Here is a 16,201-nt window from a genome sequence, read left to right on the forward strand (position 1 = left end):
TGTTTTAATCAATAGAAAGTTTAATCGTTTGCTATTTGACTTTATGACTTTCGACTTTAAAACTTTCGACTAACTTTTAATCCAATTCTCTAAAATCCTTTTTCCGTTTGGAGTTAGAACGCTTTCTGGGTGAAATTGAACGCCTCTTACATCATAATTTTTGTGACGCAGTGACATAATTTGTCCGTTTTCATCTACTGAAGTAGCTTCTAAATCTTCTGGTAAATTGGCATCTACTACCCACGAATGGTATCTTCCCACTTCAAATTCGTTTCCTAAACCTTCAAACAAAATTTCATCTGAAACTACTGTTTTTACGTTTGTAGCAACGCCGTGATAAACTTTATCAAGGTTTGAAAGTGTTCCGCCAAAAACTTCTCCGATTGCTTGTTGACCTAAGCAAACGCCTAAAATACTTTTTGTTGGACTGTATTTTTCGATTACAGCTTTTAACAAACCAGCTTCATCTGGAATTCCAGGGCCTGGCGAAAGCAATATTTTTTCGAAAGATGCGATTTCGTCAATTTCGAATTCGTCGTTTCGGTAAACGGTTACTTCGCAATTCAAATCTTCTAAATAGTGCACTAAATTGTAAGTAAAACTATCGTAATTGTCTATAACTAATATTTTTTTCATTGTGTTGTTTGTTTCAAGTTTCAGGTTTCAAGTTTTAGGTTCCAACAACTTGAAACCTGAAACAAAGAAAACCTGAAACAAAATTTTCTTATTTTTCTCGAACGTATTTTTCTGTAATGATGCGATCGATTCCTAATTTTTCTACTTTTTCTACTCCTTTTTGAGTCAAGGTGTCGTTTTTGATTTTTACTACAAATTCAAATTTGCCATTTTCCCATTGACGGTTGTTGAAGTATTCTAAGTTTTCGGTGTAAACACTATCTTTTAAAGTGTACGTTCCGCCTCCGCCATGGAAAACTGCATTTATTGAATCTTTTCCGTTGTTTAAATCATGATTGAAAAAAGCGAAATGTGTTTCATTTATAATTTTAATCATTTTTGTTTTTGGATTGAAAGTCGAAAAAGTGGAATCTTTTTCTGTCGTTTCAGCTGATATCAGACGCCAGGTTCCTTCAATTGGATTGTGTTTTTTTTCAGAATTACAAGATGTGATCGTAATGATTAAAATTAAAATTGATACTGCTTTTTTCATAGTTTATGGTTTTTTGTGGTTTGTTTTTATTGTTTCAAGTTTCAAGTTTCAGGTTTCAGGTTTTGCCAATCTTTGTCTTCAGCGGTTGAAACCGCTGGCTATGTTTTATAGCATTTTTTTTAGATTCTTTTTTCAAACATTGCCCGAGGTTTCAACCCCAGGGACGTATGACTGAACACTAAAAATCTGAATACTGAATACTATATTTTCTCTGCCATTTCAAGTGCTGTATTTAATGCTCTTAATTTGTTATAAACTTCCTGCATTTCGCTTTCTTCGTCTGAACTTGCCACGATTCCGGCGCCGGCTTGGCAATGTAATTGGTGATTTTTAGAAAGGAAAGTTCGGATCATAATCGCGTGATTAAAGTTTCCGTCAAAATCCATAACTCCAATTGCCCCTCCGTAGAAATTACGATTTGTTTTTTCGTAATCTTCAATCAACTGCATGGCTCTGTGTTTTGGAGCACCGCTCAAAGTTCCTGCAGGAAAAGTATCGGCAACCACTTGCATTGTCGTGGCTTTATCATGTAAATGTCCGGTAACTTTTGAAACCAAGTGAATTACGTGAGAAAAAAACTGAACTTCTCTGTATTTTTCGACATTCACATCATGTCCGTTTCGGCTTAAATCATTTCTAGCCAAATCGACAAGCATTACGTGTTCGCTGTTTTCTTTTTTATCTTCAGAAAGCTCTTTTGCTAAAAGCGCATCACGTTCGTCGTTTCCAGTTCTTTTGAAAGTTCCGGCGATTGGGTGAATTTCGGCTTTTCTGTTTTTTACGATAATTTGTGCTTCTGGCGAAGAACCAAATATTTTGAAATCTCCATAATCAAAAAAGAATAAATATGGTGATGGATTAATGCTTCGTAAAGCTCTGTAAACATTGAACTCGTCTCCTTTAAAACCTTGGGTAAAACGACGAGATAAAACCAATTGGAAAACATCGCCTCTAAAACAGTGTTTTTTTGCCAAAGCCACATTGTGCTTAAATTCTTCATCAGTCAAGTTTGAAAAACCTTCTCCTTCTTTTGTGAATTTATATAAAGCAATATTTCTTGATTGTAATAATTGTTCGATTTCAGAAATATTATTTCTTCCGTCAACGCTGTGGCAGAAAATATACGCCTCATTTTTGAAGTGATTTATCGCAATGATATTTTGATAAACTGCATAAAATACATCGGGAATTGAAGTTGCGTCGTCTTTTTTTGCAATCGAAACTTTTTCAAAATAACGAACTGCATCATAAGAAATGTATCCAAACAATCCGTTGTTAATGAATTTAAAATCGTTTTTCTCCGATTTGAACTGGCTTGAAAAATCCTGAATTACTTCTGGAATATTTGTCTTAGAATCAATTTTAATTTGCTCCGAAGTTCCATCAGGAAATGTTTTTGTGATTACTTCGTTTTCGATTTTAATTGTCGCAATCGGGTTACAGCAGATGTAAGAAAAACTGTTGTCATTTCCGTGGTAATCACTACTTTCTAATAGCAAACTATTCGGAAATTTATCTCTGATTTTAAAGTATATGCTTACCGGCGTAATCGTGTCTGCCAGAATTTGCTTGTAATGTGTATTAAGAATAAACGGTTTCAAAGTATGTTGTTTTTTAGTTTTTAATATGTTTTTAGCTAGATTTTTGATCAAAAAAAAGGGCTTGTCGTGATGACAAGCCCTTTAAATTTATAGTTTTGAAAATACCATAGGAAGCTTAGTTCACGACGTTTGACGTAAATTCTTCCACCACCAAGTATTGTTCATTAATGTTTTCATTTCTTTATTTTGATATCGCAAAGATATAAATGTAATTTGAATTAAAAGACTTAAAATTTCAAAAAAAACTTTTCTAAAATTGAAATTTTGTTAAATTTTAAAATTTATAAATGTAATAAAGTCTTAGTTTCCAATAGCTAAGGTGTTGTTTACGTTTGCTCTGAAATCTGGGCTTCCTTTGATGTTTGGTGATGTAAATAACTCCGTATTTTTCATTTTTGTGTATTCTATACCGGAATTTTGTGCTGCATAAAAATTTTCAATTGCCGAATTACTTGCCGCTGATTCACTCGTAATGCCACCTTTGCAATTGTTCGCAATTATATTTTTGAACGTGATTTTTGAAAGATTTTCATTTCCGTTTCCAACATTTCCTTCTAATAAAACAAAAGGGCTAAAACCAGAAACAATACTGTTTGATAAATTGAAGAAAGTATTTTCGCGAACATAAAGTGATTCACGAACTAATCCTTGATTGTTTTCTTCCAAATTAATTAAAGTAATGTTTGAAGCATTTATTTTGGTTAGTTTTTTAGACATGTCCGTGCTCCCGATTTTGTCATATGAATCAACTTCAAAACATCTAGATCCTGAAATATCTGATGAAAATGGGTGACGAATAGCGATACTGTTGCTGATGTTGATTTGTGCGCCTTGCGTAAAATCAAAATCATCATCTGTTGTTCGGTATGAAATTAAATTATTCAAATTCAAATCGCCTCCATAACATTCAAAAGAATCATCATTTGAAAAACTAATTTGAATATTGCTTAAAACCGTTTTTCTTCCAACACCAGCCAATGAAAGTCCGTTTAATTCTTTTAATGAGCTTAGTTTTCTGCCAGCGTATTCAATTCTAACATATTTAAGAATTCCAGAATTGTCTTCAGCATCTTGTCCGCCATAGTGATTTAACATTGGTTCTAAATCAAAAGGCAAAGTATGAAGTCCGCCTAGCGTATTTATTGGAGCTTTTCCTAAAACGATAATGCCACCCCAATCGCCTGGTTTTCTTTCTGTTTTTTCTTTATTTGAAGTAAAAACAATAGGGTCGGTTTCTAGACCTTCGGCCATAATTTTTGCTCCATTTGTAATTACAAGCGTACCGCAAGTTTTGTCATCTCCGCGAATAACAGTTCCAGGTTCAATAGTTAAAGTTGCATTATTTGTAACATACACAACACCAACTAATTGGTAAGTATTGCGTTTTAATAATTTCATGTCTTTGTCGATATTTCCTGCAATTATATTGGTTGCTTCGTTGTATTCGTTTGCAGCAGGTTTAAAATTGGTCCAATTGTTCATCCAATTTGTTGTTCCAATAATTCCTTTTGTTGCTTGTTGTGCTTGTAGAAAAAAATTGCTCAAAAGGGCCATTGCGGCAATTTGTAGTTTTGTTTTCATAACTATAATTTTAATTTCTAGTTTTTGATTTTTAATTTGCTCAAAATTAGAGTCCGAATGTTAATCAATTCGGCTATAGTTATTATGAAAGCGTTATTTAAATATTAAGAACGTTATGTTTTTGAAAAGAAAACTGTTTTGTAAATTCGTTAGATTCAATTTAAAAATTAATTTTCAGGATCTATATCTTTGATAATATGGATGTCTTGTTGTGCAAATGGTATGACAATCTTGTTTTCTTTTAATGTTTTGTCAATGCTCATGATCAATTGGCTTTTAACAGCATAATCAAAGTCGAAATGCTTGATCCAATACATCACCACTAAATCAATCGAGTTATCTCCAAATTGGGTAAACCAAATTGCAGGTTTCGGTTTCATTAGAATATTTTTATTCTTTGCTAAGATTTCCAAAAGTAATTTTTTTGTCAAGTCTAAGTCAGTTCCATAAGCAACTCCAAATCTAATTTGTGATCTTCTATGATTGCTTCCCAAAGTCCAATTGGTTAAATTTTGGTTTAGCAAATCTCCATTTGGAATTACGACATCAGCTCCGTCGTATGTTGTGACAACGCTGCTTCGAATACCGATTGATTTCATTTTTCCTGATTGTGTTCCTACTTCGATAATATCGTTTAGATTTACCGGTTTTTCGAAGGCAATAATTAGTCCGCTTATTAGGTTATTGACAAGACTTTGCATGCCAAAACCTATACCGACTCCAAGTGCACTTATGATTAGTGTTATTCTGTCTAACGGAATTCCAGTCGAAGCAAATGCAATCAGAACGCCTACAGTAACAATTGTAATTCTTGATAAAAACATCCAGCTTCCAATGTTTTTAGCTTTGTCTTTGTTTTTAACAATTTGATTGTCAGATGCTAAAAATGATACGGCCTTTGAAATGAAACCAGAAAATAAAATAATAAGAATGAAGATGATAATATTTTCAAATGTAAAGGAGATATTTCCAATATTTCTTGTCTCGGAAATAGAGTTTCTGAAAGGATCAACGATACTTTGAAAAATATAGGTGTTTCTAATCATTAGTATAAAACAAGAAACAAAAAGTAGTAGATAAAAGCCAAAGTTAAACTTATGCGGAATACCTTTTATAGTTTTTTTAGCACTATCTTCATCGATTGTTTTTAAAATTTTGGAGACCAAATTAATTTCTTTAAGAGCAATTAAAGTATGATAAAGAGAAAAAATTACCACTATGGAATAAACTGCCTTTGTCATTAAAAATTTCCCTAAATTATAGTGGCCGTTTACCAGATAATAGAATGAAAAAATTTGAAGAATAGCTCCTATAATAATATACCATAAATAGATTTTTCTTTGAAATTGGGCTCTGTTTATGAATGAATAAATGCCTATTCCGATGCCAAGAGTGTTTATTGCTAAAATTAAAAAAGATTCTCCGACAAAATGAATTAGTATTATAAGATCAAAAAAAGCTAATAAATTAAGAACAAAAATGGAAATCAGGACTTTCCATACAAATGTTTTTATCGTATGTTGCATCATTATGGTCAATGAAATAATTGATATGGTCCAGAGAATTATTGAGAAAATAAGTGGAGGCATTGGAAGTACAAATTGATATAAATTGAATACAACCAAAAATGCAGCCGAAATAGGACTGTTTAAGATATTGATGTCAAGTAACATTTCTTTTTTATAGCCCAGATCAATAAATTTTCCTTTTTGCAATCTGAAATAAATTGCAGTTCCAAGTATCAAAAGAAACATCGTAAGGATTGAATTTTTATTGTTTATCAAATAAAAATACATCACAAGATAATTTGTTCTGATAGAAGTTGTAAAGGGATCTATATTGATAATTGGCCGTTCAAAAACAGGTACTTTTTTGGTGAACAATTGATCGAGTTCTAATTTTCTGAGCCTGTTATTTTCAATTATATCTGATTCAATTTTATATTTCAAACGGTCTCCCATTATTTCCAATGTTTGAATGCTGTCTATGGCATTTTTTAACCTTTTGGAAATCAGTGCAATATTTTTACTCGTCCTTTCTGATTGAAGTCGGTAAATTTCTCGTGAAACAGAATCACTTGGAACATAATAAAGGTTTTTTTGAGCAACTAGAGAATCTATTTTTTCTTGGGTTCGGCTTAGTTGTTGGTTTTCAAGACTGATTTTTTTTAAACGATCAGTGGAGCGGTTTAATAATTCATCCAGAAGTATAGAAGTCGAACTAAGATTCCGATCCGTTAAAACTCTAAATTTTTTTCCGACAATTCCCTTAACTGCAAATTCTTCCCAATCTTTTAATTGATGAATTTCTTCAGCAACGTCTTTGTAATTGAATCCTTTAGTTAAAAGAAATTTCGCATTCTGAATTTCGAATTCAATTAAATTAAAAAGCTTATTTTGTTTTTGAATATTTTGATAGTTTATGTATTTTTCCTCCCTTATTTTTTTTTCTGTTTCGGCTTTGCCTTTGAGTATAATGAGGGAAGCTTTATCTTTAATTCCTAATTCCTTAACAATCGAATCCAATTTTGTTTTTGTATTTTGAGAAATACCAGACATAGAGGAGAACAAGGTGAATGCAATTAAAAAAAGTTTGAAGCCAATACTTTTGTATTTCTTTGCGATGTTTAGAAGTAGAAATGCAAAATTTGACATTTGGTTATATTTATTTCATTATTTATTTGAAAATAGTTAATTATTGCATTTACCAAATTTAACAAAAAATTTTGTTTTTCAGTAATATATGTATTTAAAAAAGAGGTGGTTATGTTTTGTGTCGTTTTTAGGCATAAAAAAAAACCTGAACTTTCATTCAGGTTTTTGATTTTTTGTATATGAATTAGTAAGTCTTAAAATTAGAATTTTAAAGCTACAGTTAATTCAAATTCGTCATTGATAGTTTTATCTCCTAAACCTTCGAAGAAACTTCCTGATCCGTATTTAATGTCATATTTAGTTCTGTCAACTTTGAAAGCAGTTGTAGCGGTGTTTCCTTTTACTGTGATATCAAAAGTTACTGGTTTAGTGATTCCTTTGATAGTTAAATCAGCAGTTACAGTATAAACGTCAGTTGCTTTAGCACCAATAGTTTTGAAAACTAATTTTGAAGTTGGGAATTTATCAGTTCCGAAGAAATCGTCAGCTTTTAAGTGACCGTTTAATTTTCCTTGGTATTCTCCAGTTAAATCAGTAGAAGTTAAAGAAGTCATATCAACAGTGAAGCTTCCACCAACTAATTTTTTTCCTTTGAAAACTACAGCTCCTTCTTTGAAGTTTACAGTTCCAGAGTGCTCTCCAGTTACTTTTTTACCTACCCATTTGATAGTAGATGCTTTTACGTCGATTTTTTTAGTTTGAGCGTTTACTGAAATTCCAGCTGCTGCTACGAATAATGCAATTGCGATTGTTTTTAAATTTTTCATGTTGTTAAAATTGAATTTGGATTAATAATAATTAAAGAGTGATAAATAATTCTTCTTGAGATTTTCTAACTTTTTTGTAATGCTGAGCGTCGTCCTCATCATGTCTGTAGCCTACAGTTGCAATAACTGAAGCGTTTAAGCCTAATTTGTCGAAACCTAGGATTTCATTAAATTGTGCTGCATTGAAACCTTCCATCGGTGTAGCATCAATTTTTAATTCAGCTGCAGCCGCTAATAAAGTTCCTAAAGCAATATATGTTTGTTTTGAAGTCCAAATATTTTTAGCTTCTTGCGATAAGTTTGAAATTACGCCATTCATCATGTCAGCAAATCCTCCTAATGCTTCAGTAGGAACACCTCTTGTTTCACTAATGTTTTTGATGTAAGCGGCTACAGAAGTTGCGTCAAGATTTAAATCATTTGCAAAAATGAATAGGTGAGAAGCATCGGTAACTTGAGTTTGTCCCCACGCTGCTGCTTTTAATTTTTCTCTGATTTCTGGATTTTCAACGATCACAACTTTAAAAGGTTGTAGTCCGTATGATGAAGCAGCTAATCTAACAGCTTCCTTTAATGTATTGAAATCAGCATCAGAGATTTTTTTTGTTGCATCGAATTTTTTTGTTGCATATCTCCAATTTAGACTATCTAATAATGTGCTCATAATATTTAATTTTGTTGGGTTCGGTATTTTTCTAGTAAATTGTTTAATAATTCTAATTCTTCTGGGCTTATATTCTGGGCAAATAAGCGCTCGTGCTCATCTACTTTCGGGTCTAATTCTTTTAAAACATCTAATCCTTTTTGTGTAATCAAAACCTCAATTTTTCGTCGGTTGTCTGGACAGACGTTCCTTGTAACGAATTCTTTCAGCAATAATTTGTCCACTAATCGGGTAGTGTTGCTGGTTTTGGCCAACATGCGTTCTTGTATCACACACATATTAGCGGGATTTCCTTTTTGTCCTCTTAATATACGTAGTACATTGTATTGTTCTCCAGATAAATCATACGGTTTAATTAACTCGTTGAAATGATCCTGAATCACATTTTGGGTGTACATGATATTCAGAATAACTTTTTTCGCATTATCCATCTTAACTGTACTCTTAATAACCTCTTCAATTGTCATAGTCGTAAGTGTATAATTTGTATATACAAATGTATAACTTTTAATAGTTGTATATACAAATGTTGTGTTAATTTTTTGTTAATGTAAAAAAGAGCAGATTGAATAGTATAAAATAGTGCATTTTAGCAAGGTCAAAATTAAAAATATTTTTAAGATTAACTAGCTGATATTTTGATATTTAACTTAAAGTTAATTTCGACAGTATTTATCTCTGAAGTTTTTATTTGAATTTCATTTTTGTAAGATAAATTTTGAACTCAAATAGGAGCAGAACTTCAAAAAGATGTTGTTTTTGAATGGATTAAGAAGGTTGTCGGAATTCAGAGAGGAAAAATCCTTTAGAAGTCGCTTTAAAATCTGCAATCTCCTTAGAAATCCAGTTTTCGTCATGGCCTAATTCTTTTGCAATTATTCTTGCTGTTTTTTCGGAAACTTCAATTGCGGCTCTGGCATCCAGAAATAATAAACGCACACGTCTTGCTAAAACATCATCAATAGTTCTGGCCATTTCATAACGAATAGCCCAAACAACCTCAGCCATTGTAAATTCATGATCAGGATGGAGTTTTTCTTTTAATTTAGGTTCGTTTTCTTGCAATTCAAGAATTTTCGGAATATCAGAACCATATATATAGAGGTGATTCTCTCTGTCAAATGAATTAGTTGGTTGGTTTCCATGAATGGAAAGATGTTTTGTAGCGCATTCTTTATAAGGTAATTTTCCAGTCTTAATTGCTTTATCAATGATATCTTCAGCAATTTTTCTGTACGTTGTCCATTTTCCTCCTGTGATGGTTATCAAACCTGTTTCAGAAACTATGATTTTATGACTTCTAGAGACTTCTTTGGTGCTTTTGCCTTCTTCTTTTGGCGCTGCCAAAGGGCGCAATCCTGCAAAAACAGAAAGGACATCGGCTCTTGTTGGCTTTTTTGCCAAGAATCGTTGTGCTGTTTCTAGAACGAATTGAATTTCGCTTTCTAATGCAATAGGTTCTAAACTTTGTTTTTTGATTAAAGTGTCGGTTGTTCCCACCACAACGCGATTGTGCCACGGAACGGCAAATAAAACTCTTCCGTCTCTTGTCTTCGGAATCATCAAAGCATGTTCTCCGGGAAGAAAAGATTTGTCAAAAACCAAATGAATTCCCTGACTCGGAACGATGTATTTTTTATACACTTTATCGTTTAGTTTCATGATAGCATTTGTAAAAACTCCCGTTGCATTTATTACGACAGCGCTTTTAATATCGTAAACCGAACCAGTTTCTTGATCAATCGCATGAACACCGATGATTTGATTTTTATCGTCTTTTAATAAATTGACAACTTTTACATAATTTAAAATACAAGCTCCATTTTCGACAGCAGTTTGAGCCAGATTTATGGCTAAACGCGAATCGTCAAATTGTCCGTCATGATAAATAACGCCATTAACCAAACCATTTTCTTCTACGTTCGGAAGCATTTCGATGGTTTTCTTTTTTGAAAGATATTTTGAACTTCCTAAACTTAGACAACCCGAAAGCAAGTCGTAAATTTTTAATCCAATGGTATAAATATAACCGCTTAAATAATGGTAATTCGGAATGACAAAAGATTGATTTTTGACTAAGTGCCCCGCATTTTGAGCCAGCAATCCCCTTTCTTTTAATGCTTCTCTTACCAAATGCACATTTCCTTGTTCCAAATAACGTACGCCGCCATGAACCAATTTGGTGCTTCTGCTTGAAGTTCCTTTTGCAAAATCTACAGCTTCAAGTAGGATGGTTTTGTAACCACGGCTTGCCGCGTCAATGGCAGTTCCGAGTCCGCTTGCGCCACCGCCAATAATTATTACGTCCCATTTTTCGGTATTCTGCAATCTAGATAATTGTTCGGAGCGATTCATGCTGGCTTTTAGTATTTATTTTGCGGAAGTGCTGTTAAAAGCAAACTTAACGAAATGAAATTAAAAATCGATGAAGAAAAGTTTTTTGGTTTTGGTTTTGTTTCAGGTTTCGAGTTGCTACACGAAACTTGAAATAAAAGTAAACCCGACAGGTTTTAAAAACCTGTCGGGTTTGTATGGTTTCAACTTGAAACTTGAAACTTGAAACTTGAAACTTGAAACAAATTCTTAATGAGGCAATTTATCTTTAATCAAACCATAAACCCAAGTTCCAGCAATAGCACTTAGTAAAGTAACAACAATTACAGTCGCTCCAGTACCAATTTGTGCAAAAAGCGGCCCCGGACAAGCTCCTGTAATAGCCCATCCAAAACCAAACATAAGTCCGCCGTAGATTTGTCCTTTGCTGAAAGTTTTTGGCTGAATTTCGATTTTTTCGCCATCAAGCGTTTTGATGTTGAATTTTTTAATCAATTGAACTGATAGTAATCCAACAGCAACAGCGCATCCAATTACGCCATACATATGGAATGATTCAAGATGAAACATTTCCTGAATTCGAAACCAGCTGATGATTTCGGCTTTTACGAATACAATTCCGAAAAAGATTCCGACGATTAAATATTTAAGGTTCGCTAATGCGTTTTCTTTTTTCTGGCTAGCGTTGATTCCTTCGCCGTCGATATTTTTATTTTCTAAACTCATTTTCGAAATTTTAAAGTGAAAGAATATAAGGTAAAATCAAAAGCGACATAACAAAACCGCCAATCATAAAGCAGATTGTTGCTACTAATGATGGCCACTGCAAGTTTGATAATCCCATAATCGCGTGTCCGCTTGTGCATCCGCCGGCATATCGAGTTCCAAAACCAACCAAGAATCCGCCTACAACAATCATAATAAAGCCGCGAAGCGTCAATAAGCTTTCCCAAGAAAATAATTGTGCCGGAACTAAACCGCTATGATCTGTGATTCCGTAAGTAGCTAATTTCTCTGATAATTCAGGAGCAACTTCCATAGAATTTGGATTTGATAAGAAATAAGAAGCGATAAAACCGCCTAAAAATATTCCGAGAACGAAGAATAAATTCCAGCTTTCTTTTTTCCAATCGTATTTGAAAAATGAAATATTTGCAGGAATACAAGCCGCGCAAATATGACGAAGCGACGAACTAATCCCGAAAGATTTATTCCCGATAATTAATAAAATTGGAACAGTAAGTCCAATTAGTGGGCCTGCAATGTACCAAGGCCATGGTTCTTTAATGATTTCTAGTAAACTCATAAATAATTTAAAGATTAAGTATTTTTTCAACCATATAAGTTATATAAGAAATTATAAGCTGAAGTTTCTTATATAACTTAGAAAAGTTGAGTAAATATAAGAAGTGGGTTTAAAAATGCCCCAAACTAAAATGAACTTATAGAACTTATATGGTTAAACTTTATGTTCAATTTTTATGCTTTCAAAACCTTGCTTTGGCAAACAAAATCTGATTTTGGAACATTGGTTTTTGAAATTGCTCCAAAACCGCCTTCTACTTCAGAGAAATTTCTGAAACCTCTCGCTTGAAGGATTGAAGCTGCAATCATACTTCTGTAACCGCCAGCGCAATGTAAATAAAAATGTTCATTTGGGTTAATGTCTTTTACCCAGTCATTTATATATGCAAGAGGTTTGCTGTAAGCTTCGTCAATATGTTCTGCTTCATATTCCGTTTCTTTACGGATGTCTACAACTTTATCTTCGCCGAATTTAAATTCGTTCGCAAATTGTTCAGCAGTAATTCTATTTACAGAATCTGTTTCAAAACCTGCTTTTTGCCAAGCTTCAAAACCGCCTTCTAGATGGCCGATAATTGTGTCAAAACCAACACGACTCAAGCGTGTTACAGTTTCTTCTTCCATTCCAACAGTGGTAACCAATATAATTGGCTGTTTTACATCGGCAATTAAAGTTCCAACCCACGGAGCAAAATCCCCATTGATTCCAATATTAATTGATTGCGGAATAAATCCTTTGCTGAAATCAGCAGCACTTCTAGTATCTAAAATCAAGGCGCCAGTTTCTTCTGCAACTGCTTCAAATTCTTCTGCTTTTATGGTTTTCATTCCGTTGTGTAAAACAGTTTCAAAGCTTTCATAACCTTGTTTGTTCATGGCTACGTTCATGCTGAAATAGGCTGGAGGAGGCAATAATCCGTCAGTAACTTCTTTGATGAATTCAGCTTCGGTCATATTAGCGCGCAAAGCATAATTGGTGGCTTTTTGATTTCCGATAGTTGAGACTGTTTCTTTGCTCATATTTTTTCCGCAAGCGCTTCCCGCACCATGCGCTGGATAAACAATTACATCATCAGCCAAAGTCATAATTTTGTCTCTCAAAGAATGAAATAAAATTCCAGCCAATTGATCTTGTGTCATTCCCGCCGCTTTTTGAGCTAAATCAGGACGGCCAACATCTCCAATAAATAAAGTATCTCCAGAGAAAATCGCGTGATCTTTTCCGTTTTCGTCAATTAATAAAAAAGTACTGCTTTCCATAGTATGTCCTGGAGTGTGCAAAACTTTGATTGTCACTTTACCGATTTTGAATTCCTGTCCGTCTTTGGCAGAAATGCAGTCAAATTCGCAAGCAGCATTTGGTCCGTAAACAATTGGCGCTCCGGTTTCTTTGCTTAAATCAACGTGACCAGAAACGAAATCGGCATGGAAATGCGTTTCAAAAATGTATTTCAATTTAACCTCATCGCGTTCTAAACGATCTAAATAAGGCTGAATCTCTCTCAGCGGATCAATAATTGCCGCTTCTCCGTTTGAAGTTATATAGTATGCACCTTGCGCAAGGCATCCGGTGTAAATTTGTTCAATTTTCATGATTTGGAAATCTAAAATATGGAACACAAAGGTAAGTTTGTTTTTTCGTAAAATAGGTGACTAATGTTACAGAAATTTGATTTCTGCATAAAAAATGGGGTATTTACCATATAAGTCATATAAGTTAATTTAAGCAGGATGCTTTAGCGCAAAACTAAAATGAACTTATATTGCTTATATGGTGAGAAATAAAAACTGCGTAATTTTGCAACTCTATGAAAAGTATGGTTATGAACACAAAAGATTTATTAGATCAAATTGCTTTTATAAAAGAAATTGATAAAGTAAAATACATTCAGCGCAAAACAAAATTATTCAACAGCGACAGATGTGAAAATGATGCTGAACACAGTTGGCATTTGGCATTAATGGCAATTGTTTTGGCAGAACATTCCAATGAACCGATCGATGTTTTGAAAGTCGTAAAAATGGTTCTGATTCATGATATTGTCGAAATTGATGCAGGTGATGTGTTTATTTATGATACCGTAAAAAGTCATGATAATACTGATGAGGAACGTTTAGCAGCAAACAGAATTTTTGGTTTACTTCCAAAAAAGCAAGCCGAAGATTTTATTACCATTTGGGAAGAATTTGAAGCCGGCGAAACCAACGAAGCTAAATTTGCAAGATCGATGGATAGATTAGAACCGTTATTGCAAAACACCTCAAACAATGGCGGAACTTGGAAGGAGTTTGGAGTGAAATATGATAAGGTTTACGAGAAAAAGAGTGTAATTAAAAATGGCTCAACATCTTTATGGAATTACGCCGAAGGTTTGATTAATGAAAGTGTTGAAAAAGGGATTCTAAAAAAATAATCAAACATAGCCTGCGGTTTTAACCGCAGGGACTCATGCATAATCACTACACGTTTCCCGTGGTTGAAACCACGGGCTATGTTTTATCTCATAAATCTATACACAATCTCGTCATTCGACTGAAAGGAGAAATCACACAAGTAACTCCGCAACGAAAATCCAATCTTTGTCGAATTTCTAGTGTGATTTCTCTTTTCAGTCGAAATGACAAACTTTGCGCAATCTTCACAAAACATAAGTGTAATCGATACTCTTTAAATTGTTGAAAAGTTTCACAAATATCTAGCGATAAACTTTTTTTTAAGAGTGGCAATTCGGGTTCTAATGGTTAAATTTGTTGAACTTCATAAAACAAATACCACTTATGGAAGAAATGCTCTTTTATGACCGAATGCAATTTGCCTTCACGATTACTTTTCATTATCTTTTTCCACAACTTACAATGGGGCTTTCGCTCATCATAGTTTACTTCAAGTGGAAATATCTAAAAACTAAAGACGAACAATACAATCACGCCACCCATTTTTGGATGAAAATCTTTGCTCTCAATTTTGCAATGGGCGTAGTAACCGGAATCCCGATGGAATTCCAGTTTGGAACCAATTGGGCGAAGTTTTCCGAATTAACGGGAGGAATTATCGGGCAAACACTCGCCATGGAAGGAATGTTTTCTTTCTTTCTTGAATCTTCGTTTTTGGGAATCTTTTTATTTGGAGAAAAACTACTTGGACATAAATGGCATTTTGTAACCGGATTATTAATTATGATCGGTTCTTGGGCCAGCGGATTTTTAATCATTGCAACACATTCTTGGATGCAGAATCCTGTAGGTTATGAAATTTTGGAAAACGGAAAATTTGTACTCAATAATTTTCAGGCTTTGTTTTTAAATCCGTGGCTTTGGCCTTCTTACTTGCACAATCAGGCTGCTTCTTTGGTGACAAGTTCTTTTATTGTTGCCGGAATTGGAGCTTTCTATATTTTAAGCAAAAAAAACGTTTCTTTTGGGAAATTGTTCTTGAAAACAGGAGTGATTTTTGGATTGATTTCGAGTATAATTGTCGCTGTTCCAACTGGAGATTTAGCTGCAAAAAATGTAGTAAAATACCAGCCAGTAACTTTTGCGGCAATGGAAGGAATTTTTCATACTGAAGAAAAAGGTTCTGAAATTGTTTTAATCGGTCAACCCGATGTAAAAGACAAAAAACTGGATAATAAAATTGCGGTTCCAAATATTCTAAGTTTTTTGACTTACGGAAACTGGGATCAAGAAATAAAAGGTTTAGACCAGTTTGAAGAAGATCTGCATCCGACCAATATTTCAGGTTTGTATTATGCCTATCATATTATGGTTGGTCTCGGAACTGTTTTTATTGGTTTAATGGTACTTGCCCTTTTTCAATTGATAAGAGGGAAATTGTTCGAAACCAAATGGATTTTATGGTCGTTGATGTTCATGATGCCGTTTCCCTATATAGCCAATACTACAGGCTGGTACACTGCAGAGTTAGGAAGACAGCCGTGGCTGGTTTATAATTTGATGCGAACAGCAGCGGGCGCTTCGCCAACAGTTTCTTCAGGAAATACTTTGTTTACATTGCTGGGTTTTATCGGATTGTATCTTTTGCTCGGAATGCTGTTTTTGCTTTTGGTTGGAAAAATTATCAATAAAGGACCGCATCATGTGGAACTTTCAACAGAAAAAATATAAGT

The 16,201-nt window shown here is 33.7% G+C and carries 14 protein-coding genes; 2 read left to right on the forward strand and 12 right to left on the reverse strand.

All coding sequences use genetic code 11. The annotated features are described in order from the left end of the window. Window positions 1-69: 69 nt before the first annotated feature. From H600_RS0107030 to H600_RS0107095, 12 genes are all read right to left on the reverse strand, one after another. Window positions 70-636, reverse strand: a complete 567-nt coding sequence (locus H600_RS0107030) for an anthranilate synthase component II (RefSeq protein WP_026728118.1) — start codon at window positions 634-636, stop codon at window positions 70-72. Window positions 637-724: 88 nt separating this feature from the next. Continuing rightward, window positions 725-1,168, reverse strand: a complete 444-nt coding sequence (locus tag H600_RS0107035) for a hypothetical protein (protein WP_026728119.1) — start codon at window positions 1,166-1,168, stop codon at window positions 725-727. Between the two features lie 200 nt (window positions 1,169-1,368). Next, window positions 1,369-2,769, reverse strand: a complete 1,401-nt coding sequence (locus H600_RS0107045; RefSeq protein WP_026728121.1) for an anthranilate synthase component I family protein — start codon at window positions 2,767-2,769, stop codon at window positions 1,369-1,371. Window positions 2,770-3,069: 300 nt separating this feature from the next. Beyond that, window positions 3,070-4,350, reverse strand: a complete 1,281-nt coding sequence (locus H600_RS0107050) for a hypothetical protein (RefSeq protein WP_026728122.1) — start codon at window positions 4,348-4,350, stop codon at window positions 3,070-3,072. Between the two features lie 167 nt (window positions 4,351-4,517). Then, complete coding sequence (locus H600_RS0107055; protein WP_084157362.1) at window positions 4,518-7,004, reverse strand: mechanosensitive ion channel family protein; 2,487 nt, start codon at window positions 7,002-7,004, stop codon at window positions 4,518-4,520. A 200-nt stretch (window positions 7,005-7,204) separates the two neighbouring features. After that, window positions 7,205-7,771, reverse strand: a complete 567-nt coding sequence (locus tag H600_RS0107060) for a YceI family protein (protein ID WP_026728124.1) — start codon at window positions 7,769-7,771, stop codon at window positions 7,205-7,207. A gap of 31 nt (window positions 7,772-7,802) precedes the next feature. Then, window positions 7,803-8,435, reverse strand: a complete 633-nt coding sequence (locus H600_RS0107065; protein WP_026728125.1) for an NAD(P)H-dependent oxidoreductase — start codon at window positions 8,433-8,435, stop codon at window positions 7,803-7,805. A gap of 5 nt (window positions 8,436-8,440) precedes the next feature. Further along, a complete protein-coding gene (locus H600_RS0107070) occupies window positions 8,441-8,902 on the reverse strand; it encodes a MarR family winged helix-turn-helix transcriptional regulator (RefSeq protein WP_026728126.1) in 462 nt (153 codons plus the stop codon). Window positions 8,903-9,203: 301 nt separating this feature from the next. Next, a complete protein-coding gene (locus tag H600_RS0107075; protein WP_026728127.1) occupies window positions 9,204-10,790 on the reverse strand; it encodes a glycerol-3-phosphate dehydrogenase/oxidase in 1,587 nt (528 codons plus the stop codon). A 228-nt stretch (window positions 10,791-11,018) separates the two neighbouring features. Further along, a complete protein-coding gene (locus tag H600_RS0107085) occupies window positions 11,019-11,495 on the reverse strand; it encodes a DUF6691 family protein (RefSeq protein WP_026728128.1) in 477 nt (158 codons plus the stop codon). Window positions 11,496-11,505: 10 nt separating this feature from the next. Next, window positions 11,506-12,075, reverse strand: coding sequence for a YeeE/YedE family protein (locus H600_RS0107090; protein ID WP_026728129.1), 570 nt, complete (start codon window positions 12,073-12,075; stop codon window positions 11,506-11,508). Window positions 12,076-12,248: 173 nt separating this feature from the next. After that, window positions 12,249-13,667 (reverse strand): MBL fold metallo-hydrolase, encoded by a 1,419-nt coding sequence (locus tag H600_RS0107095; RefSeq protein ID WP_026728130.1) that lies wholly within the window; start codon window positions 13,665-13,667, stop codon window positions 12,249-12,251. A 230-nt stretch (window positions 13,668-13,897) separates the two neighbouring features. Here H600_RS0107095 and H600_RS0107100 point away from each other — a divergent pair, with 230 nt between their 5' ends. Both H600_RS0107100 and H600_RS0107105 read left to right on the forward strand, forming a co-directional pair. Continuing rightward, window positions 13,898-14,488: an HD domain-containing protein gene (locus H600_RS0107100; protein ID WP_026728131.1), complete on the forward strand. Its 591-nt coding sequence runs from the start codon at window positions 13,898-13,900 to the stop codon at window positions 14,486-14,488. Between the two features lie 364 nt (window positions 14,489-14,852). Continuing rightward, the gene (locus H600_RS0107105) at window positions 14,853-16,199 is read left to right on the forward strand and encodes a cytochrome ubiquinol oxidase subunit I (protein WP_026728132.1); all 1,347 of its coding nucleotides are present in this window, start codon (window positions 14,853-14,855) and stop codon (window positions 16,197-16,199) included. Window positions 16,200-16,201: the final 2 nt, after the last annotated feature.

Origin of the sequence: Flavobacterium denitrificans DSM 15936, assembly GCF_000425445.1 — a bacterium.
Lineage (GTDB): Bacteria > Bacteroidota > Bacteroidia > Flavobacteriales > Flavobacteriaceae > Flavobacterium > Flavobacterium denitrificans.

What these genes read in the sequence shown, in the direction of transcription:
- H600_RS0107030 (WP_026728118.1), bottom strand. Translation starts at nt 636, where the DNA reads ATGAAAAAAATATTAGTTATAGACAATTACGATAGTTTTACTTACAAT.
- H600_RS0107035 (WP_026728119.1), bottom strand. Translation starts at nt 1,168, where the DNA reads ATGAAAAAAGCAGTATCAATTTTAATTTTAATCATTACGATCACATCT.
- H600_RS0107050 (WP_026728122.1), bottom strand. Translation starts at nt 4,350, where the DNA reads ATGAAAACAAAACTACAAATTGCCGCAATGGCCCTTTTGAGCAATTTT.
- H600_RS0107055 (WP_084157362.1), bottom strand. Translation starts at nt 7,004, where the DNA reads ATGTCAAATTTTGCATTTCTACTTCTAAACATCGCAAAGAAATACAAA.
- H600_RS0107060 (WP_026728124.1), bottom strand. Translation starts at nt 7,771, where the DNA reads ATGAAAAATTTAAAAACAATCGCAATTGCATTATTCGTAGCAGCAGCT.
- H600_RS0107065 (WP_026728125.1), bottom strand. Translation starts at nt 8,435, where the DNA reads ATGAGCACATTATTAGATAGTCTAAATTGGAGATATGCAACAAAAAAA.
- H600_RS0107070 (WP_026728126.1), bottom strand. Translation starts at nt 8,902, where the DNA reads ATGACAATTGAAGAGGTTATTAAGAGTACAGTTAAGATGGATAATGCG.
- H600_RS0107075 (WP_026728127.1), bottom strand. Translation starts at nt 10,790, where the DNA reads ATGAATCGCTCCGAACAATTATCTAGATTGCAGAATACCGAAAAATGG.
- H600_RS0107085 (WP_026728128.1), bottom strand. Translation starts at nt 11,495, where the DNA reads ATGAGTTTAGAAAATAAAAATATCGACGGCGAAGGAATCAACGCTAGC.
- H600_RS0107090 (WP_026728129.1), bottom strand. Translation starts at nt 12,075, where the DNA reads ATGAGTTTACTAGAAATCATTAAAGAACCATGGCCTTGGTACATTGCA.
- H600_RS0107095 (WP_026728130.1), bottom strand. Translation starts at nt 13,667, where the DNA reads ATGAAAATTGAACAAATTTACACCGGATGCCTTGCGCAAGGTGCATAC.
- H600_RS0107100 (WP_026728131.1), top strand. Translation starts at nt 13,898, where the DNA reads ATGAACACAAAAGATTTATTAGATCAAATTGCTTTTATAAAAGAAATT.
- H600_RS0107105 (WP_026728132.1), top strand. Translation starts at nt 14,853, where the DNA reads ATGGAAGAAATGCTCTTTTATGACCGAATGCAATTTGCCTTCACGATT.